This window comes from Clostridia bacterium, from assembly GCA_036562685.1.
GTDB lineage: Bacteria > Bacillota > Clostridia > Christensenellales > DUVY01 > DUVY01.
The window spans coordinates 1-18754 of the sequence record DATCJR010000176.1 but is presented as its reverse complement, the minus strand read 5'-3'; the positions used below and the strand labels follow the sequence as shown (position 1 = coordinate 18754).

The following is an 18754-nucleotide window of genomic DNA, read 5'->3' as shown; positions in this document are numbered from 1 at the left end:
TAGTGATTTAATACCCTATATTCAAGAATTAGAAAAATATCAGCGTTCAGGTATAAGATATACATACTCTATGGTTAGATGTTATTTTAAAAGATTATACGCAAAGCTAGGCTATAAAGGATATAATCTTCATACCTTTAGGCATACGTTTATAAGCGTTTGTTATTATGTCGGTATGAGAGAGAAATATATTCAAAAACAGTCGGACACGCAAGCCTTGATATGACGCTTAATACTTATACGCATATATTAAAGCGTGGTAATTCTCCAATATTAGAATACATACAAAAGTTAAAGGAAGTATAAATTTTTAATGTTTTAGAACTTAAATATTGCTATCAAACTTTGACAATAACCCTATGAAAAAAGCTGTTAATACTAACAAAACTAGTGAAAACGGCTTTTTTTGGAGCTGATGAGGGGATTCGAACCCCTGACCTGCTGATTACGAATCAGCTGCTCTACCGGCTGAGCTACATCAGCGTAAAATATATTATACAATCAGTTTAACAAAAACACAATCAAAAATTTTTATAAAATAAACACCATTATTATGGCTCTAAATTTTTGTAAACCTATCAAGAACTTTTATATATTTTTTTCATATTTATAATTTATATAAGATTGTATCACTCAAATGATAGATTTTTTATTTGATTAAAAACAGCAATTTGATATAATAAACGATATGACCGAAAAAAATCAACAGAATAAAACTAAGAAAAAATTTGGTACTTATCAGATTATTAGCCTTATAGTTTTGATATTAATATTGGGATTAACGATTGCAGCAACAGTAGTGTTTGTAAAAGCGGTTGGATTTAAAAGCTTGTTTGGGGGAACAGGCGGCAGAGAAAAAATACAAGCTTATATAGAGCAATTTGGCAGTTGGTCAAAATATGTTTATATTGTCATAGTTTTTGTTTCCGTTATACTAGCTTTTATACCCAATAATGTAGTAGGTATTGCAGGCGGGTATTTGTATGGTATATGGCCGTCAGTTGGATTGACATTGGTTGGCGTAGTTTTGGGCAGCCTTGCGGTATTTGGTATTTCACGTGCATTTGGAAGACCGTTGGTTTATCAAATGGCGGATAAAGAATCGATAGAAAAGATTGAAAAAAAGCTTGAAAACAAAAATTCATTGCTGTTTATTTTGTTTATGCTTATTCCGTTTATTCCTAGCGATGCTGTGTGCTATGCTGCTGGACTCACAAAAATGAAATTTAGGCACTATTGTTTTCTTATTATTTTGACACGTATTCCCGGAACGATCGGTTCTGCTTATATGGGCGGAGGAAATGTAGAATGGTGGGTTTGGGTAATAATTTTTGTCGTCTTGTTTTTGCTGCTTGGTTTGGGCATTGTTTTTGGACGAAAGATTGCAAAACATTTAAGAAAAAACAAAGTTTGGGCGCCTATTGCAGATACATTTGAGGGGCTTAGTGAAGTAGGCGAAACCATTAATTTTGGCAAGAAAAATGATAAAAACGTTAAACAAGCTTTGTCAGAAGATACTCAGAGCGAAGACGAAAAACAGACTTTTACACAAGATAATCAAGCTAAAGATGATAAAGATGTTTTGATTGAAGATAATCAACCAAAAGATGAAAAAAATGACACTAATGAATAAGTGTATTTAAATAATTATAGCTTTTCAAAAGATATAGCCACGGGTTATGTCTTTTTTTATGGCTTAAAATAAAAAAACTGCTTATGCATCTTAATAAAGACAGCATAAGCAATTATTTTTTTATTTATGTATATTTATTTTTTATCGTTCCAACTATACATCTTTCTCAATTCTCTGCCGACTTCTTCAAGCGGATGTTCGCTTTCTATTCGTCTGCAGGCATTGAAATGCGCTCTTCCGTTGTTGTTTTCGGCTATCCACTTGGATGCAAATGTTCCGTCTTGGATCTCACGCAATATCTTTTTCATTTCCTTTTTGGTTTCATCTGTAATTATTCTCTTGCCGGTCTCATAATCGCCAAATTCAGCTGTATCAGAAATTGAATTGCGCATCATAGAAAAACCGCCCTTATAGATAAGGTCAACAATGAGCTTCATTTCATGAATGCATTCAAAATATGCGTTTTCAGGAGCATATCCTGCTTCAACCAAGGTCTCAAAACCTGCTTTCATCAGCGCTGTAACACCGCCGCACAAAACAGCCTGCTCACCAAACAAGTCAGTTTCAGTTTCAGCTTTGAAAGTTGTTTCCAAAACGCCTGCGCGAGCTCCGCCAATTCCTGCCGCATAAGCCAATGCGATATCAAGGGCTTTTCCTGTTGCGTTTTGATGAATAGCTACAAGACAGGGCACGCCTTTGCCTTCGACAAATTCGCTTCTTACAGTATGTCCAGGACCTTTGGGTGCTATCATAAATACGTCTATATCTTCAGGGGGAATAATCTGCTTATAATGTATATTAAATCCGTGTGCAAAAGCCAAAGCTTTTCCAGAAGTAAGGTTAGGCAGAATGCTTGTTTTATAGAGCTTTGCTTGGAGTTCGTCATTGACAAGAATCATAATGACATCAGCGGCTGCAGTAGCTTTTTCGGTTGTCATAACTGTAAGGCCTGCTTCTTTAGCCTTTTTCCAAGACTTGGAACCTTCATATAAGCCTACTATTACCTTAATGCCGCTCTCGTGCAAGTTAAGGGCATGAGCATGTCCTTGTGAACCGTATCCGATAACTGCGACAGTTTTGTTTTTCAAAACATTTATATCGCAATCTGATTGATAATAAATTTTGGACATAAACAACTCCTTGAAAAATGTTTTAAAAATAAAGATTTATTTATAATTATTATTTAAACTATTATATATTCATTGCTATCAATAGTCAAACTAATATCACATTAAAGTGATTAAGTGTTAAATTTAAATTTTCTGATATGCTTTTTTTGTAAAGAGTTCTTTTCGGATTTGCATAACGGTATCGAAGGATTGCTTGTTGTTGTCCATAAAAAAATCTAAATTATATCCATTGGCAATACTTAAGCGGCATATCTTTTCGGGACAATAAATCTCATTATTATGATCTTTAATATTTTTGTATCTTCCTACTCCTTCGGAAACGATTAGAGAAATTATATCTTTATATGAAAACACAGCGGATAATTCATTCTTAACAGGCAATACAATCGAATATGTAAGTCTATATATAAAAACTTCAAAATCAGCCAGCAAAAACACAGTAGCCTGATGATTAGATGTCATCAGCTTTTTGTTTTTTGTAAATTTGATTTTCAAATCCGCATCATCAAATTTTCTAGGATAAGGCGCAGATAAAACTCTAAGCGCTTGGGGCGGAACTTTAGAAGAAATTCCCCATTTTTCTATTGCCCATGTTTTGCAATGAGAAACAGTATCATTGATATAAGAGTCATATTTATTTTCAAAAGAGGAGGAAAAAAACGCCTCCTTAAATTCTTTTTTCATTTCTTTAGTATCCGCTAAAATTTTTTCTTAGAAAAACTATGGCTTTAATTATATCATTCAAAATTTATTTATTCAATTTATTTTTGTCTTGAAAGCAATAAATGGAATAAAAAAGGAAAAAATAGTTTTATGGAAAATTATACCAGAAAAAGACAAAAAATTTTCAAAAATTTTTCATAAAGGAAAAAAGAGGTTGTCAAATACTTGACAACTCTTGCTATCGAGTGATACATTAGTATAATGTATTATTATCCGATTTTACGCCTTGCGGCAAATTTTGGGTCGAAAGATAATTGTATGAAGACAGGTGTTAAACACAAAAGATGGAAAAAATACAATTTCCGCAGTTAATTAGATTATCCACATTATATTATAAATATCCCAAAATATCAATAGTTTTTTCAAAAAATTTTTATCTACATATAAAGGAGATAGTTAATGTCTGAACAAGTGAAAATCCCCGTAAAGAAAGTCAAATTTGGCAACAGGGAACGATACAGTTTTTCTAAGATTAAAGAAGTTCTCGATATACCATATTTGATTGAAGTTCAGAAAACGTCATTTCAGCATTTTTTGGATCACGGAATAAGAGAAGTTTTGGATGACTATTCTCCCATAACAGATTTTTCCGGAAAGATTGAATTACACTTTTTGGATTATGCTTTGGATGGCGAACCTAAGTACAATGAAAAAGAATGCAAAGACCGCGATGCGACTTATGCATGTCCTCTCAAAGTTAAGGTAAGGCTTATTAACAAAGAGACCGAAGAGATAATCGATCAGGAAGTTTTTATGGGAGATTTTCCTATAATGACTCCTTCCGGTTCGTTTATTATTAACGGTGCCGAAAGAGTAGTTGTCAGCCAATTGGTAAGAAGTCCGGGCGTTTATTGCGACCGTCAAAAGGACAAGACAGGCGAAGACATCTATAACACCACCATTATTCCTACCAGAGGTGCATGGCTTGAATTTGAAGAGGATTCTAACGGTGTGTTGTGGGTGCATGTTGACCGTACAAGAAAAGTGCCTGTATCTGTATTATTAAAATCATTATGTGTTACCGAAACACAACTTCAAGATTTATATGAAAAAATAGGCGCTAAAGATCTCTTTAGAGGAGTAAACGATGTTGAAACTCTTGAAAAGTTGTTTATTAAGAGCGGACATAGATATTTCTTTAACGGAATAGGCGCGTCCGAACAGATTATAGATGTATTCCACAATGAGCCTATCATTAAAAACACTTGCGATAAGGATTCATCTAAAAAGGATAGCACAATAAGCACATCAGACGAAGCCTTGCTAGAACTAAACAAAAAGCTGCGTCAGGGCGACAATGTCGTAGCAGAAAACGTAAGAACTTATTTGTTCAACTTGCTATATGATGGCAAGCGTTATGATCTATCTCGTGTAGGAAGATATAAATTTAACAAAAAGTTAGCAATAGCCAAAAGAATACAAGGCCGCATTGCTGCAACAGATATAAAGACGCCGGACGGCAAGATTTTGGCAGTTCAGGGCGAAGAAATCACTCCTGAAACCGCAGAACAAATTCAAAACGCTGGTATCAATGAAGTAAGCGTAATAGTCGAAGACAATAAGGTATTCACTGTTATTGGCAATAACTTCATTGATTTGGATGCATATATTGATTGCGATCCAAAAGAACTTGGCGTATTAGAAAAGGTTCATTATCCTACTTTGGTTACATTGACCAAAGGTCTAAAGACCAAAGAAGAAAAGCTTGAAGTTATTAAGGCTAATGCTGATAGATTGAGTCCTAAGCATATATTGTTGGACGATATTATTTCTTCAATTAACTATACTCTTGGCTTGCATCATGATATAGGTACTGTGGACAATATCGACCACTTGGGCAACCGTCGTGTAAGATCTGTAGGTGAATTGCTCCAGAATCAATTCCGTATAGGTATTGCAAGACTAGAAAGAGTTATTCGTGAAAGAATGCAAATTCAGGACAACAAGGAATTAACTCCTCAGTCCTTAATCAATATCAGACCTGTAAGCAGTGCTATAAAAGAATTCTTTGGCTCTTCACAGTTGTCACAATTTATGGATCAGTCCAACCCTATAGCTGAACTTACTCATAAGAGAAAATTATCAGCATTGGGACCTGGCGGTCTAAACAGAGAAAGAGCAAGCTTTGATGTTCGTGACGTTCACTATTCGCATTATGGACGTTTGTGTCCTATTGAAACTCCAGAAGGTCAGAACATCGGTCTTATAAGCTCGCTTTCAACTTATGCAAGAATCAATGAATACGGCTTTATTGAGACACCGTACAGAAGAGTTGATCAGGTTAACAAGAAAGTTACAGACGAGGTTTATTACCTTGCTGCTGATGACGAAGATAACTACATTGTTGCACAGGCTAACGAGCCTCTTGATGAAAATCAATGGTTTGTGCATGAACGTGTTATGTCCAGATATATGGACGAAATAGCCGAAATTGACCGCAACAAAGTACAATACATGGACGTTTCGCCTCGTCAGTTGGTTTCAGTTGCCACTTCACTTATTCCGTTCTTGGAAAACGACGATACAAACCGTGCGTTGATGGGTTCAAACATGCAACGTCAGGCAGTTCCTCTTTTGAAAACAGAAGCGCCTATCATTGGTACTGGTATGGAATATAAGGTAGCTTATGATAGCGGCGTAATGGTTATAGCAAAGCGTGAAGGTGTAGTTGATTATGTTTCAGCTGATCAAATTATCGTAAAAACTCCTACAGGCGAAAAAGATAAATATACTTTGTTAAAATTCCAAAGATCAAACCAAGGTACATGTATTAACCAAAGACCTATAGTTCATCGTGGAGATAAGGTTTCTAAAGGAACTGTACTAGCAGACGGACCTTCAACTGATAACGGTGAATTGGCGCTTGGTAAGAATATCAGAGTTGCATTTATGTCTTGGGGCGGATATAACTACGAAGACGCTATTTTGATAAGCCAAGAACTTGTTCAGGATGACGTATTTACTTCTATTCACATTGAAGAATACGAACTAGAAGCACGTGATACAAAACTTGGTCCAGAAGAAATCACAAGAGATATTCCTAACGTAGGTGAAGATGCTCTTAAGGATTTGGATGAAGACGGTATCATTCGTATAGGTGCAGAAGTAAGAGCAGGAGATATTTTGGTCGGAAAAGTTACACCAAAAGGTGAAACCGATCCTACTCCTGAAGAAAGATTGCTTCGTGCAATATTTGGTGAAAAAGCAAGAGATGTTAGAGATACCTCATTGCGTGTGCCTCACGGTGAAGGCGGTATCGTAGTTGATGTTAAGATATTTACTCGTGCCAATAAAGACGAACTTAATCCCGGTGTTCACAAACTAGTTAGAGTATATATAGCTCAAAAGAGAAAGATTTCAGTCGGCGATAAGATGGCTGGTCGTCACGGAAACAAGGGTGTTATTTCAAGAATACTACCAAAAGAAGATATGCCTTTTATGGCTGATGGAACACCTATTCAAATAGTTCTTAACCCGCTAGGCGTTCCTAGCCGTATGAATATTGGACAGGTATTGGAAGTGCATTTGGGACTTGTTGCAAAATATCTAGGTTGGCACGTAGCTACGCCAGTATTTGACGGTGCTACAGAGCAAGATATTAAGCAAATGCTTAATGAAAACAATATAGTTGCTCCGGACGGCAAGGTTGACGGAAAAATAGAGTTGTTTGATGGTCGTACAGGTGAACCTTTTGAAAACAGAGTAACCGTTGGATATATGTATATGCTCAAACTCGTTCACTTGGTTGATGATAAGATTCACGCACGTAGCACAGGACCTTATTCACTTGTAACACAACAACCTTTGGGCGGAAAAGCACAGTTTGGTGGTCAGAGATTTGGTGAAATGGAAGTTTGGGCATTGTATGCTTATGGTGCTGCTAATATTTTGCAAGAAATTATGACTATCAAGTCTGACGACGTAGTAGGCCGTGTAAAAGCATACGAATCCATTGTTAAAGGTAATCCTATTCCTGAACCTGGCGTACCTGAATCATTTAAGGTATTGATAAAAGAACTTCAATCCTTAGCGCTTGATGTCAAGGTATTAAGCGAAGACAAGGAAGAAATAGGCATAAAAGAAATCATGGAAGACGATAGAGATATGGTTGATACAGATATTGACCATATGAGAAATTATGAGGATATGAGTCTTAACCTTGATGAAGACGATCTTGGCTTGTCTTTGGATGCTTTGGCTGAAGAGGAAGAACAGGCTATGGAGGAGCAGGATTCCAGCGTATTGCTTGAAGAAGACGATGATTTTGACTTCTTAAATAACGAAGCTGATATGCCCGAAGAAGACGATGATCACGATATCTACGACGACATTGACAATATGGTAGATGAAGATGAAGAAATCGACGAAATTTTAGACGATGACGACAAAGAAGGTGAAAGATAATGTTTGAATTAAATAACTTTGATTCAATGGAAATAAGCATAGCCAGCCCTGAGAAAATCAGAAGTTGGTCTTATGGCGAAGTAACAAAACCCGAAACAATAAACTACCGTACCCAAAAACCTGAAAGAGACGGTTTGTTTTGCGAGAAGATTTTCGGACCTACCAAGGATTGGGAATGTCATTGCGGAAAATATAAACGTATAAAATATAAAGGCGTTATTTGCGACAAGTGCGGTGTAGAAGTCACTAGATCAAAAGTAAGACGTGAAAGAATGGGACATATCGAACTTGCTGCGCCTGTATCTCACATTTGGTATTTTAGAGGCGTTCCCTCAAGAATGGGCTTGCTTTTAGATATGTCACCCAAAGCATTGGAGCAAGTATTATATTTTGTAAGCTATGTCGTTATTGATCCAGGCGATACTAACCTTGTATATAAGCAGATATTGTCTGAAAAAGAAAAGAACGATGCTTATGAATTGTTCGGACCTAAGTCATTTAGAGTCGGCATGGGTGCAGAGGCAATAAAAGAGCTTTTGGCAAAGGTTGATTTGCAAAAAGAACTAGCAGAAGTAAAAGATATTATACAAAACTCACCTGGTCAAAAGAAAATAAGAGCAATCAGAAGACTAGAAATAATCAATGCATTTATAAAGAGCGGAAGCAATCCTACGTGGATGATATTGGATGTATTACCCGTAATACCGCCCGAAATTAGACCTATGGTTCAGCTAGACGGAGGAAGATTTGCTACAAGCGACCTTAACGATTTGTATAGACGAGTTATTAACCGTAACAACCGTCTAAAGAAATTAAAAGAACTAGGCGCGCCTGAAATCATTATCCGCAACGAAAAAAGAATGCTGCAAGAAGCAGTAGATGCGCTTATAGATAACGGCAGACGCGGAAAAGCTGTAAGCGGTCCTGGAAACAGAGATTTGAAGTCTTTGAGCAATATGTTGCGAGGCAAACAAGGTCGTTTTAGACAGAATTTGCTTGGTAAGCGTGTTGACTACAGCGGTCGTTCGGTTATCGTGGTAGGACCTGAACTTAAGCTTTATCAATGCGGTTTGCCTAAAGAAATGGCGCTAGAATTGTTCAAGCCGTTTGTAATGAAAAGACTGGTTGACAAACACGCCAACTATAACATAAAAACAGCTAAGCGTATGGTAGAGCGCGCAAGAAGCGAGGTTTGGGACGTATTGGAAGAGGTTATAAAAGACCATCCTGTATTGCTGAACCGTGCGCCTACTTTGCATAGATTAGGTATTCAGGCTTTTGAACCTGTACTTGTAGAAGGTCGTGCTATTAAACTACATCCGCTGGTATGTTCAGCGTTTAACGCGGACTTTGACGGCGACCAGATGGCTGTTCACGTTCCCTTGTCATTAGAAGCTCAGGCTGAAGCAAGATTCTTAATGCTTTCAACCAACAACATATTGAAGCTGTCAGACGGTAAGCCTGTAGTTGCTCCTACTCAGGATATGGTTATAGGCTGCTATTATCTAACCATAGAAAAGCCTGGTGCAAAGGGCGAAGGCCGCTATTTTATGGATACTGAAGAAGCTATAATGGCTTATGAAACCAAACAAATAGATCTTCAGGCAAAAATACATGTAAGAATAACCAAGGAAATAGACGGTAAAAAGGTTTCTAGAATAATCCCTACAACCGTAGGACGCATTATATTTAACAATGCTATTCCTCAGGATTTGGGATTTGTTAAGAGAGACAGCATAGATAATTTGTTCAAGTACGAAATTGACTTCCTTGTAACTAAGAAAAATCTACAGGATATCGTTTATCGTACATTCAAGCGTAAAGGCGCAACAGAGACTGCCAAGGTTTTGGATAGGATAAAGGATCTTGGATTTAAGTACTCCACAATAGGCGCTATAACTGCGAGTGTATTTGATATGCACATTCCTCCCAAAAAACAAGAGTATATTGCCCAAGCTGAAGCCGCAGTTATTAAGAAAGAAAAAGAATATGATCGTGGTATGATAACCTCAGAGGAAAAATCCAAACAGGTTATAGATATTTGGAACGATACCACTAACAAAGTAACCGAAGAGCTTATGAAGGGCTTAAGCGAATTTAACCCTATATTTATGATGGCTAACTCCGGTGCCCGTGGTAACAAAAACCAGATAAGACAGCTTTGCGGTATGCGTGGACTAATGACCAACCCTAACGGTAAGATTATTGAAACGCCTGTTAGAAGCAGCTTCCGTGAAGGACTTAGCGTTTTGGAATACTTTATTTCCTCACACGGTGGACGTAAAGGTTTGGCAGATACAGCGCTTAAGACGGCGGACTCAGGTTATCTGACTCGTAGGCTTGTCGATGTTTCACAAGACGTAATCGTGCGTGAAGATGACTGCTTTGCTACTTTGGGTGAAAAGCCTAAGGGAATGGTACTAAGAGAAATCCCTGGCATTGAAACACTAAAAGACAGAATAATGGGTAGATTTACGGTTGAGCCTATTCTTGATCCCAATACCAAAGAAGTCATTGTGGGCGCTGACGAAATTATAAGCGAAGATGCAGCTGATAAAATCGTTGCTGCTGGTATAAAAGAAGTCAATGTAAGAACAGTACTGACTTGCCGTTCAAAACATGGTGTTTGCGCAAAATGCTACGGCAAAGATATGGCAGGCAGCGAAAAAGTTAAAATCGGTGAAGCAGTTGGTATCATAGCTGCACAAAGTATAGGTGAACCTGGTACACAGCTTACCATGAGAACATTCCACACCGGTGGTGTCGCAAGTGCAGACGATATTACACAAGGTTTGCCTCGTGTAGAAGAGTTGTTTGAAGCACGTAAGCCCAAAGGTATGGCTATCGTATCCGAACTCGGCGGTAAGGTAAAGATTATTAAGAAAGAAAACAAGACCGAAGTATTAGTAAAATCACCTGAAGGCGAAGAAAAGATATATACAATACCTTATGACGCTAAGATTAAGCAGTCTTTGATAGAACATGCTGAAAAAGGCGAATCTATTTTGCCTGGTGATGTGTTGACTGAAGGTTCTATTAACCCTCATGATTTGTTGCGAACAAAAGGTCTAAAGGGTGTTCAGGAATATCTCTTAAATGAAGTACAATCTGTTTATAGACTACAAGGCGTTGAAATTAACGATAAACACGTAGAAATAATCATTAGACAGATGTTAAGAAGAGTAAGAGTAGAAACTGCTGGAAGCACCGATCTAATGCCTGGCGAATTAGTAGATATGTTCACATTTGAAGAAGCCAACAAAAAGGCATTGGCAGAAGGCGGCGAACCCGCAAGCGCAAAACGTGTATTGTTGGGCGTAACCAAAGCCGCATTGGCTACCGAATCCTTCTTGTCAGCCGCTTCCTTCCAGGAAACTGCAAGAGTGCTTACAGATGCCGCAATTAAGAGAAAGATCGATCCGCTTATTGGCTTGAAAGAAAACGTAATTATAGGAAAGCTAATTCCTGCGGGAACTGGTATGAAGATGTACCGAAACATTATTCCCGAAGAAAGCACTCCCAAAACCGATATTCAAGGTTAAAAATACAAACGAGCCTTAGTAAAAAAGGCTCGTTTTTTTATTTGTCTTTTTCGTAACTTATTATTGCTGTTCATAATAATATGTAATATGAACACAAAAGCGAAATTCTTGATTTTGAACGATAAAGATCAACTGGTTGCAAAAGCTGAAGCTGAATGTGGCGGAGTATGTGTTATCAACGGTTTAAGCCTAGGCAAGTACAAATTGATTCAATATTCCGCACCTTGCGGTTTTAAATGCGGAGATCCTATTTATTTTGAACTTGATCGTCTTGGATGCACTAGAATTTTGGATGTGTCGCCAGGTGTGCCCAATGGATGCAAAGACAAAAAAGGTGAAGTGGATTTTTGCAACTGTGCCAATGTGGCTATAAGGATTTTCAGCTGATATGCTAAAGAAAAGGCGGTTTTTTTAAAAAACCGCCTTAAATTTATTTTGCTAAATTAATCATTGCATCTTTATATATATCCACCAGTTTTTTTAGACTTTCTATGGATATATTTTCGTCAGCATTATGAATTCTAGGATCTTCGCCAGGGAATGTGGGACCAAAAGCAACGCCGTTTTTTAGATATCTTGCATAAGTTCCGCCGCCTGTTATAATGCCTTTTGCATTAGTAACTCCTGTGAATTTTTCATAAGAAGCTAACAAAGTCTTTACAAGATTGCCTTCCGAATCTGCATAAAGATAGGGCATGTGATGATATATTTCAACTTTTGCGCCACTAAACAGATCTTTAAGACGATTAATTATCGTGTTAATATCTTGAGGGATAGGGCATCTAAAGTCCAAAGTAAGCTCTAATGTGTTGTAGTCTTTGTTGTAATTAGCTGTGCCTACATTTAGAGTTTGCTTACCGCTTCTGTCGCCGTCATCAATGTATACACCCATATTTTTGCAGGCTTCTGCATTTAGAAGATAATGCTTGATAGACCTTGTAACTCCCCAAGCGTCTATATCTGACAAGAATTCAAACACTTTCCACAATGCGCTATCGCCTGCTTCTGGCGTGCTGCCATGTGCAGAAACTCCAGAGAAGTTAAGAGTAATAATATCTTTATCTTCAGTTGCATCAGCTTGATGTTTTTGGATAAGCTCAGAATAATATTTAGGCAGTGCCGATTTTTTTAGCTTGATTTGGGCTTTTGCAGGCACCATATTAGGTCTTAATCCAGCTTTTAATTCTAGCACGTTTTGCTCCCAAAATTCATCTAGAGGAATAAAAGCTTTTAGCTGCAAAATTGTCTTTTCACACGAAATAAGAGGGAAATCAGAATCGGGAGAAAAACCGATTTCAGGCATTCTGCCTAACTCGATATAATGTTCCATGCATTTACAGCCGCTTTCTTCATTGCAGCCGACAATAAGTCTTAATGTCTTGTTGAGTTTAATTCCTTCTTCTTTTATTTGCTTTAGCGCATACAAAATGGCGATTGTAGGACCTTTGTCATCAACAGTTCCTCTGCCATATATTCTTCCGTTGACGATTTCGCCTTGTTCGTATGTCCAACCATCGCCAAGAGGAACAACATCGGCATGAGTCAATACGCCTACAACATCTTTTGCGTCTCCATACTCGATTTCTCCTGCATAACCGTCAATATCTCTTACGGTTAAGCCAAAAGATTTTGCCAAGTTGAGGATATAATCAAGTCCTTCTCTTACCTTTTGACCAAAAGGCGCATTGGGTTCGGGTGTGCCTTCTACACTTTGAATCTTTACAAAATCAACTAAACTTTTTACGATGTCTTCCATGTTCTTTCCTTTATAAAATTTTGCTGTTATCTTGACAATATAATCTAATAATATTAATATTAATTAAATTAATGCTTTTAATTAATTTTATATCCAATTTTACATTAACTGTTAAAAGCATTATACTACACGATGTCAACGAGGAGCAAGGATTTTTGAAAAAGGATAGAGATCATCCTCACTATGGACACCGCCAAAGATTGAGAGAGGAACTAAAGAATCATGGAGCCGACAGCTTTTATGATCATAAGTTGTTGGAAATCTATTTGTTCCCATTTGTGCCTTGGAAAGATACCAACGAAATTGCGCATACATTGCTGCAAACTTTTGGTTCTTTGAAAAACATTATATATGCTGATTGGAAAGAACTAGCAAGCGTAAAAGGCATGACTGAAAACGCAGCACTTAATATCTCATTGCTGCCTGAAATTATTAAGAGAGTAAATTATCAATATGAACTTGCAGCGGATAGAATTGATAATTTTTCTCAGGCCAAGAATATAGCGATTGCTAACCTTAGCAATAAACAAAAAGAAGAAGTGCTGCTAATTTGCCTAGACACTTCGGGGAAAATAGTGCGAAAACGCATTATTTCGCAAGGCGGACTAAACGAAGCATACGTCAATCCTAGAACAGTATCCGAAGAAGCATTCAGATTTTCGGCTGACAAAGTTTTGATTGCTCATAATCATCCGTCAGGAATTGCAGAGCCTTCAAAAAATGATTTGGAATTTACTGTTAATTTGACGCTTGCGCTGGCATATTTGGATATAATATTGATAGACCATATCATTGTAGCTGGAAACAACGCTTACAGCTTTAAAAAAGAAGGGCTTATCTCAAAAGCGTTAAATGAACATATAGACAAATTACCTCAAAAGGTTGTAGCAGATATAAAGAAGGAGACTAATTTATGGTAAGAACTAGATTTGCACCTAGCCCCACAGGCTATATGCATATAGGAAATCTTAGAACTGCATTATATGCATATTTGTTTGCAAGAGCCAATAACGGCGAGTTTATTTTGCGCATTGAGGATACAGATATTGAACGTACAGTCAAGGGCGCAATAGACGTTATTTATAACACCTTGCATGAAGCAGGATTAGATTATGATGAAGGTCCGGATATTGGCGGAGATTATGGCCCGTATATTCAGACTCAAAGAAAAGATATATATAATGAATATGGACACAAGCTTGTAGAAACAGGTGCTGCTTATTATTGCTTTTGCACAAAAGAAAGATTGGAGCAATTAAGAGCAAGCGGTGCAACCAAATATGACAAATACTGTTTGCACCATGTGAGCCTAGATGAAGCAAAAGCCCGTATCAAAAACGGCGAGCCTTACGTCATAAGACAAAACATTCCTGAACACGGAGTTTCTTCATATAAGGATTTGGTCTTTGGAGAAATCAGCGTTGACTACAAGGATCTAGAAGACAATATTCTGTTAAAATCCGATGGTATGCCCACATATAATTTTGCCAATGTTATTGACGACCACTTGATGAAAATCAATTATGTTATAAGAGGTGCCGAATACCTTACTTCAACCAATAAATATAATCTAATATATGATGCTTTTGGCTGGGAGCGCCCTCAATATATTCATCTTCAACCTATTATGAAAGACGCATCTCACAAATTGTCCAAGCGTACAGGAGATGCAAGCTTTGAGGACTTTTTGGCTAAGGGGTATTTGAGTGAAGCGATTATCAACTACATCGCACTTTTGGGCTGGAGCCCTAAGGATAATAGAGAAAAGTTATCGTTAGATGAACTTAAGCAATTATTTTCTTTGGATGGCTTATCCAAGTCGCCTTCTATATTTGATGAGCAAAAAATGCGTTGGCTTAATTCGCTTTATATAAAAGAACTGTCTACCGATGCATTTACCCAAAAAGCCAAGCCATATTATGACAGCCTAGGCTTTAAGGGTAAATATGATTACAATAAGCTTACTTCACTTTTGCAATCCCGTGTTGAGATTTTATCTGATATAACAGAAAAAGCTAAGTTTTTAAATGAATTTGGCAATTTTGATTTTGCATTATTTGAAAACAAAAAACTAAAAACAGATGTAAATGCTGCAAAAGACATTTTGCCTAAACTATTGACTAGACTCGAAAGCATTCAATCTTTTGACAATGCTACGCTGTTTGAAAACTTGAAAGAATTTGCTAATGAACTGAATATTAAGAACGGTGCATTATTTTGGATAATGCGTATTGCGCTTACAGGCGCAGAAATTACACCTGGCGGCGCAACCGAAATGGCTGATCTGATGGGAAAAGATGAATCAATAGAAAGGTTAAAAACAACATTAAAACGACTTGAAAATGTATAAAAAATAATGCCTCAATATTGAGGCATTATTTTTTAAAAGTACATTTTTTTATTTATCTTAATTTATATATAAAAAATTTTAAAATGGGGCTAAATGGAAGCCTATGATTATTCAAAATTCTTGACAAAAACAGCATGTTTTACTATACTATAATAACGCTGTTTGAGCACCCATAGCGCAATTGGATAGAGCGTTTGGCTACGGACCAAAAGGCTAGGGGTTCGAGTCCCTTTGGGTGCACCAAAACAAAAGCACGCTTTTAAACTAAAAGCGTGCTTTTGTTTTTTAAGTTTAAATGATTATTGGTTAGTTGTCTTCCATATCAGTTTTGTTTTTTTTTGTTCTGTTCGTTTTTGTTTTGATTCTTGTTCTGGTTTTTGTTCTGTTCGTTTTTGTTTTCGTTTCTAGCACAGTTCTTTTGTCTGTCAGGCATTGTTTTTCATCTCCTTTTTGTTTTTTGCTAGAACATTTGTCCTAGCAATGCTAGTATTTACATCAAAGGAAAAATATAAACCTAGTAATATTAACCAAGTTAAAAAACTTTTAATTTGTTTTTAATACAATTTATATTATACTCTAATAATCTTATGATATAATGAAAAATAACTAAAAGAGTTTGGAGGTTTTCCTATGGCAAAAAAATCATCTAGCTGTTGTCTAATAGCGTTTTTAGTCGCTATTGTTTTATTAATAGGTACTGTTGCAGCTGGATATTTTGGCGGCAATTATGCTTTAAAAAAATATCTGGGCGATGAGGGCGAAATATTACAACTTGGAATTAACAATTGGGGCGATTTATTTAATTTTCTTTTAGGTGCTAATGAACTATTAAAAGGAAAACCCGAGATAGAAGACGAAAACAAGCCTAATCAAGATAATCTTAATTCAGCGCAAAACCAGCTTGAAAATAGCATAGTAGGTTATAATCCGCAAACATCATTTTTTGACAAACAAACATTGGTTTTTAAAACACCACTTATGCTCACAGGCGGACAGCTTGCAGCATTAATTGATAAAGAGCTTGATTCTTTAAAAGATGAAGTTCAAATTGAATTTAACATTACTCAAATAAAGTTAGAAGTGGATCCAGAAAACAACGACTATTGCACTATAACAATGACTTTTGCTATAAGCAAAGATAATTTGATTAGCCCGATAGAAAAACAGCTTGGAAATTTTGCAAGTTTGATTACCAGCAGTTTGGGTGATTATGTCTATATAACAAGTGTGAATAGATATGTTGCAATAGAAGGAAAAATGGAAGTCGATACGACTTATAACCAAAGCAATTTATTTGTAGGTAATAGTAGCAAAAATGCAGTAAATCAAAAAATTGTTGATTTGCTTGTTACGCTATTTGGTGCAGAAAACGAAGACGACCTTAATGCAAAATTTGGTAATATAATAATTGAAGCTGTTAACAATGTAGGAAATGTATCATTTGCACTTGTTGCCAATGAAAGTGCTGTTGACAAAGAAATTAGCTATATAGTTTTTGACAATCACAATAACAGCGCGCTTATTCAAAAGCTTGCAATAACAGCTGAAATTAACTTAGACGATTATAAAGATTTGGACGAATCAAACAAAAATATCCTTTCTAATATAAAATCTCAAGCCAATAATATGCTTACAACTTTAGCTACCACGCAATTGAGCGAGACTACTACTCCAACTTTGATTCAAGTCCAGGATATTATTGACAGCATCACACAAGAACATAATAGTTTTGTTGCTGCTTATCAAAATGATCCTGCAACTACGAATTTAACTTCTTATCAAAATCATATTAATTCTTTAGTGGCGTTATTTTTATAAGAGCTATATCTAATTGCTTTTAGGAGCATATCAATCACCTGACAAAAAACCGCTATTAGTAAAAACTAAAGCGGTTTTTTGTCTTTTTTTGATTTTTTATAGGTACTAATTTTAAAGAGAGTATTCATAAAATATAAACAACTCTTTTTTAGGGTTTTATTATGTTCTCAAGGGGATTAATGGATGAAAAAAATAAGATTTAAAAAATTATCTGCTATCTTATTGATATTAATTTTAGTCTTTTTGAGTTGGGGATGTAAATCTGAACTTCAAAAAGTTTCTAAAAATCTAAGCACTTATACGATTACCGCAAGCTATGATGAATACAGCCATACAATAAGTGCATTTCAAAAAGTCAATTATGTCAATAATTATGAAGTTCCATTAAAAGAATTAAAATTTCATCTATATCCCAATGCTTTTAGAAAAGGCGCCAAGATTAAACCTGTAAGCCAAGATGAGCTTTCGTTACAAAAAGCATATCCAAACGGAGAAAGCTATGGAGATATTATTATTAATAAAGTCTATGTTTCAGGAAAGCAAGCGGACTTTTTTATAGGCGGTGAAGACAGAAATGTTATGACCGTAAAGTTTCCTATGGAATTATATCCCAATGCGAGCTTTACAATAGAGTTTGAATTTTTGCTAAGACTTGCCAATACTCCACACCGCCTGGGTTATACGGACAAATGCGTAAACCTTGGCAACTGGTTTCCAATTGCATGCGTTTATGAAGACGGGGATTTTGTAACTTATGCATATTACTCTAATGGAGATCCATTTTATTCTGAAGTTGCCAATTTTAATGTAGAGCTTACGCTTAACAGTGATTTTTTTGTTGCATCTACTGGCAGAAATGTAGGAACTCTTTTAAAAGGCAATACCAAAACTTTGAAGTTTCAAGCTTTTGCTGTGCGCGATTTTGCTTTTGTCTTGAATAAAGAGTTTTCGACCATAAGCGCGACTGCAGGCAATGTAACCGTAACATATTTTTATTATGACGATCCGCAAGCCCAAACATCGCTAAAAGCTGCAATTGACGCTATCAATACTTTTTCGGCGATGTTTGGCAGCTTTCCTTATACTCATCTTAATATAGTTAAAACGCCATTTATTCATGGAGGAATGGAATATCCTAGTCTAATATATATTTCTGACAGTGTTGTTGACAAAGAAGCTTATCTAGAAACCATTATTCATGAAACTGCTCATCAATGGTGGTATTCTTTGGTGGGAAACGACCAAGTCAGATACGGCTGGCTGGATGAAGGACTTACAGAATATACTACCACAGTTTTTTATGAAAAAAATCCGTCATACGGTCAAAGTCATGGCGATCGTATAATGCAGACTTTACAGCAATACTTGATTTATATAGAAATGCACAAAAGCGTCTAT

General features: G+C 36.4%; 12 protein-coding genes and 2 tRNA genes. 10 read left to right on the top strand and 4 right to left on the bottom strand.

Annotated elements, in window-relative coordinates; genetic code table 11:
- Positions 1 to 226: hypothetical protein (locus tag VIL26_07805; protein ID HEY8390830.1), on the top strand; the 226-nt coding region annotated here is incomplete at its 5' end.
- A 181-nt stretch (positions 227 to 407) separates the two neighbouring features.
- Here VIL26_07805 and VIL26_07800 read toward each other — a convergent pair.
- A tRNA-Thr gene (locus VIL26_07800) sits at positions 408 to 483 on the bottom strand.
- 205 nt (positions 484 to 688) lie between these two features.
- Between VIL26_07800 and VIL26_07795 the strand changes: the two genes are divergently transcribed.
- Positions 689 to 1633, top strand: a complete 945-nt coding sequence (locus VIL26_07795; protein HEY8390829.1) for a TVP38/TMEM64 family protein — start codon at positions 689 to 691, stop codon at positions 1631 to 1633.
- 134 nt (positions 1634 to 1767) lie between these two features.
- Here VIL26_07795 and ilvC read toward each other — a convergent pair whose 3' ends face one another.
- Together ilvC and VIL26_07785 are read right to left on the bottom strand one after the other, a co-directional pair.
- Positions 1768 to 2763: a ketol-acid reductoisomerase gene (gene ilvC, locus VIL26_07790; GenBank protein ID HEY8390828.1), complete on the bottom strand. Its 996-nt coding sequence runs from the start codon at positions 2761 to 2763 to the stop codon at positions 1768 to 1770.
- 123 nt (positions 2764 to 2886) lie between these two features.
- Entirely contained in the window at positions 2887 to 3447 is a 561-nt protein-coding gene (locus tag VIL26_07785) for a hypothetical protein (protein HEY8390827.1), read from the bottom strand.
- Between the two features lie 438 nt (positions 3448 to 3885).
- On the opposite strand from VIL26_07785, the gene VIL26_07780 reads away from it, so the two are divergent.
- The 3 genes from VIL26_07780 (at position 3886) to VIL26_07770 (ending at position 11819) form a co-directional block, all read left to right on the top strand.
- On the top strand, positions 3886 to 7890 hold the full coding sequence (locus VIL26_07780; protein ID HEY8390826.1) for a DNA-directed RNA polymerase subunit beta: 4005 nt from the start codon (positions 3886 to 3888) through the stop codon (positions 7888 to 7890).
- Positions 7890 to 11432 (top strand): DNA-directed RNA polymerase subunit beta', encoded by a 3543-nt coding sequence (rpoC, locus tag VIL26_07775; GenBank protein ID HEY8390825.1) that lies wholly within the window; start codon positions 7890 to 7892, stop codon positions 11430 to 11432. The genes VIL26_07780 and rpoC overlap by 1 nt, the downstream gene beginning before the upstream one ends.
- 87 nt (positions 11433 to 11519) lie before the next feature.
- A complete protein-coding gene (locus VIL26_07770; GenBank protein HEY8390824.1) occupies positions 11520 to 11819 on the top strand; it encodes a hypothetical protein in 300 nt (99 codons plus the stop codon).
- Between the two features lie 43 nt (positions 11820 to 11862).
- Here the strand turns inward: VIL26_07770 and VIL26_07765 are convergent, their stop codons facing one another.
- Positions 11863 to 13188: a Sapep family Mn(2+)-dependent dipeptidase gene (locus tag VIL26_07765; GenBank protein HEY8390823.1), complete on the bottom strand. Its 1326-nt coding sequence runs from the start codon at positions 13186 to 13188 to the stop codon at positions 11863 to 11865.
- Between the two features lie 155 nt (positions 13189 to 13343).
- Here VIL26_07765 and radC point away from each other — a divergent pair, with 155 nt between their 5' ends.
- The 5 genes from radC to VIL26_07740 all read left to right on the top strand — a co-directional run.
- Complete coding sequence (radC, locus tag VIL26_07760) at positions 13344 to 14108, top strand: DNA repair protein RadC (GenBank protein ID HEY8390822.1); 765 nt, start codon at positions 13344 to 13346, stop codon at positions 14106 to 14108.
- Positions 14102 to 15538, top strand: a complete 1437-nt coding sequence (gene gltX / locus VIL26_07755) for a glutamate--tRNA ligase (GenBank protein HEY8390821.1) — start codon at positions 14102 to 14104, stop codon at positions 15536 to 15538. Before radC ends, gltX begins: the two co-directional genes overlap by 7 nt.
- Positions 15539 to 15704: 166 nt before the next feature.
- Positions 15705 to 15781: transfer RNA gene (locus VIL26_07750), tRNA-Arg, on the top strand.
- 387 nt (positions 15782 to 16168) lie between these two features.
- Positions 16169 to 17356 carry a hypothetical protein gene (locus tag VIL26_07745; GenBank protein HEY8390820.1) on the top strand — a complete coding sequence of 396 codons (1188 nt, stop codon included), beginning with the start codon at positions 16169 to 16171 and terminating at the stop codon, positions 17354 to 17356.
- A 183-nt stretch (positions 17357 to 17539) separates the two neighbouring features.
- Positions 17540 to 18754 (top strand): M1 family metallopeptidase (locus tag VIL26_07740; GenBank protein HEY8390819.1); only part of this gene is annotated, 1215 nt, incomplete at its 3' end.

Bases quoted from the DNA above. Each gene is read 5' to 3' on its own strand.
- VIL26_07745 (HEY8390820.1), top strand. From the start codon at position 16,169: ATGGCAAAAAAATCATCTAGCTGTTGTCTAATAGCGTTTTTAGTCGCT.
- VIL26_07780 (HEY8390826.1), top strand. From the start codon at position 3,886: ATGTCTGAACAAGTGAAAATCCCCGTAAAGAAAGTCAAATTTGGCAAC.
- VIL26_07765 (HEY8390823.1), bottom strand. From the start codon at position 13,188: ATGGAAGACATCGTAAAAAGTTTAGTTGATTTTGTAAAGATTCAAAGT.
- VIL26_07770 (HEY8390824.1), top strand. From the start codon at position 11,520: ATGAACACAAAAGCGAAATTCTTGATTTTGAACGATAAAGATCAACTG.
- VIL26_07785 (HEY8390827.1), bottom strand. From the start codon at position 3,447: ATGAAAAAAGAATTTAAGGAGGCGTTTTTTTCCTCCTCTTTTGAAAAT.
- rpoC (HEY8390825.1), top strand. From the start codon at position 7,890: ATGTTTGAATTAAATAACTTTGATTCAATGGAAATAAGCATAGCCAGC.
- gltX (HEY8390821.1), top strand. From the start codon at position 14,102: ATGGTAAGAACTAGATTTGCACCTAGCCCCACAGGCTATATGCATATA.
- VIL26_07795 (HEY8390829.1), top strand. From the start codon at position 689: ATGACCGAAAAAAATCAACAGAATAAAACTAAGAAAAAATTTGGTACT.
- ilvC (HEY8390828.1), bottom strand. From the start codon at position 2,763: ATGTCCAAAATTTATTATCAATCAGATTGCGATATAAATGTTTTGAAA.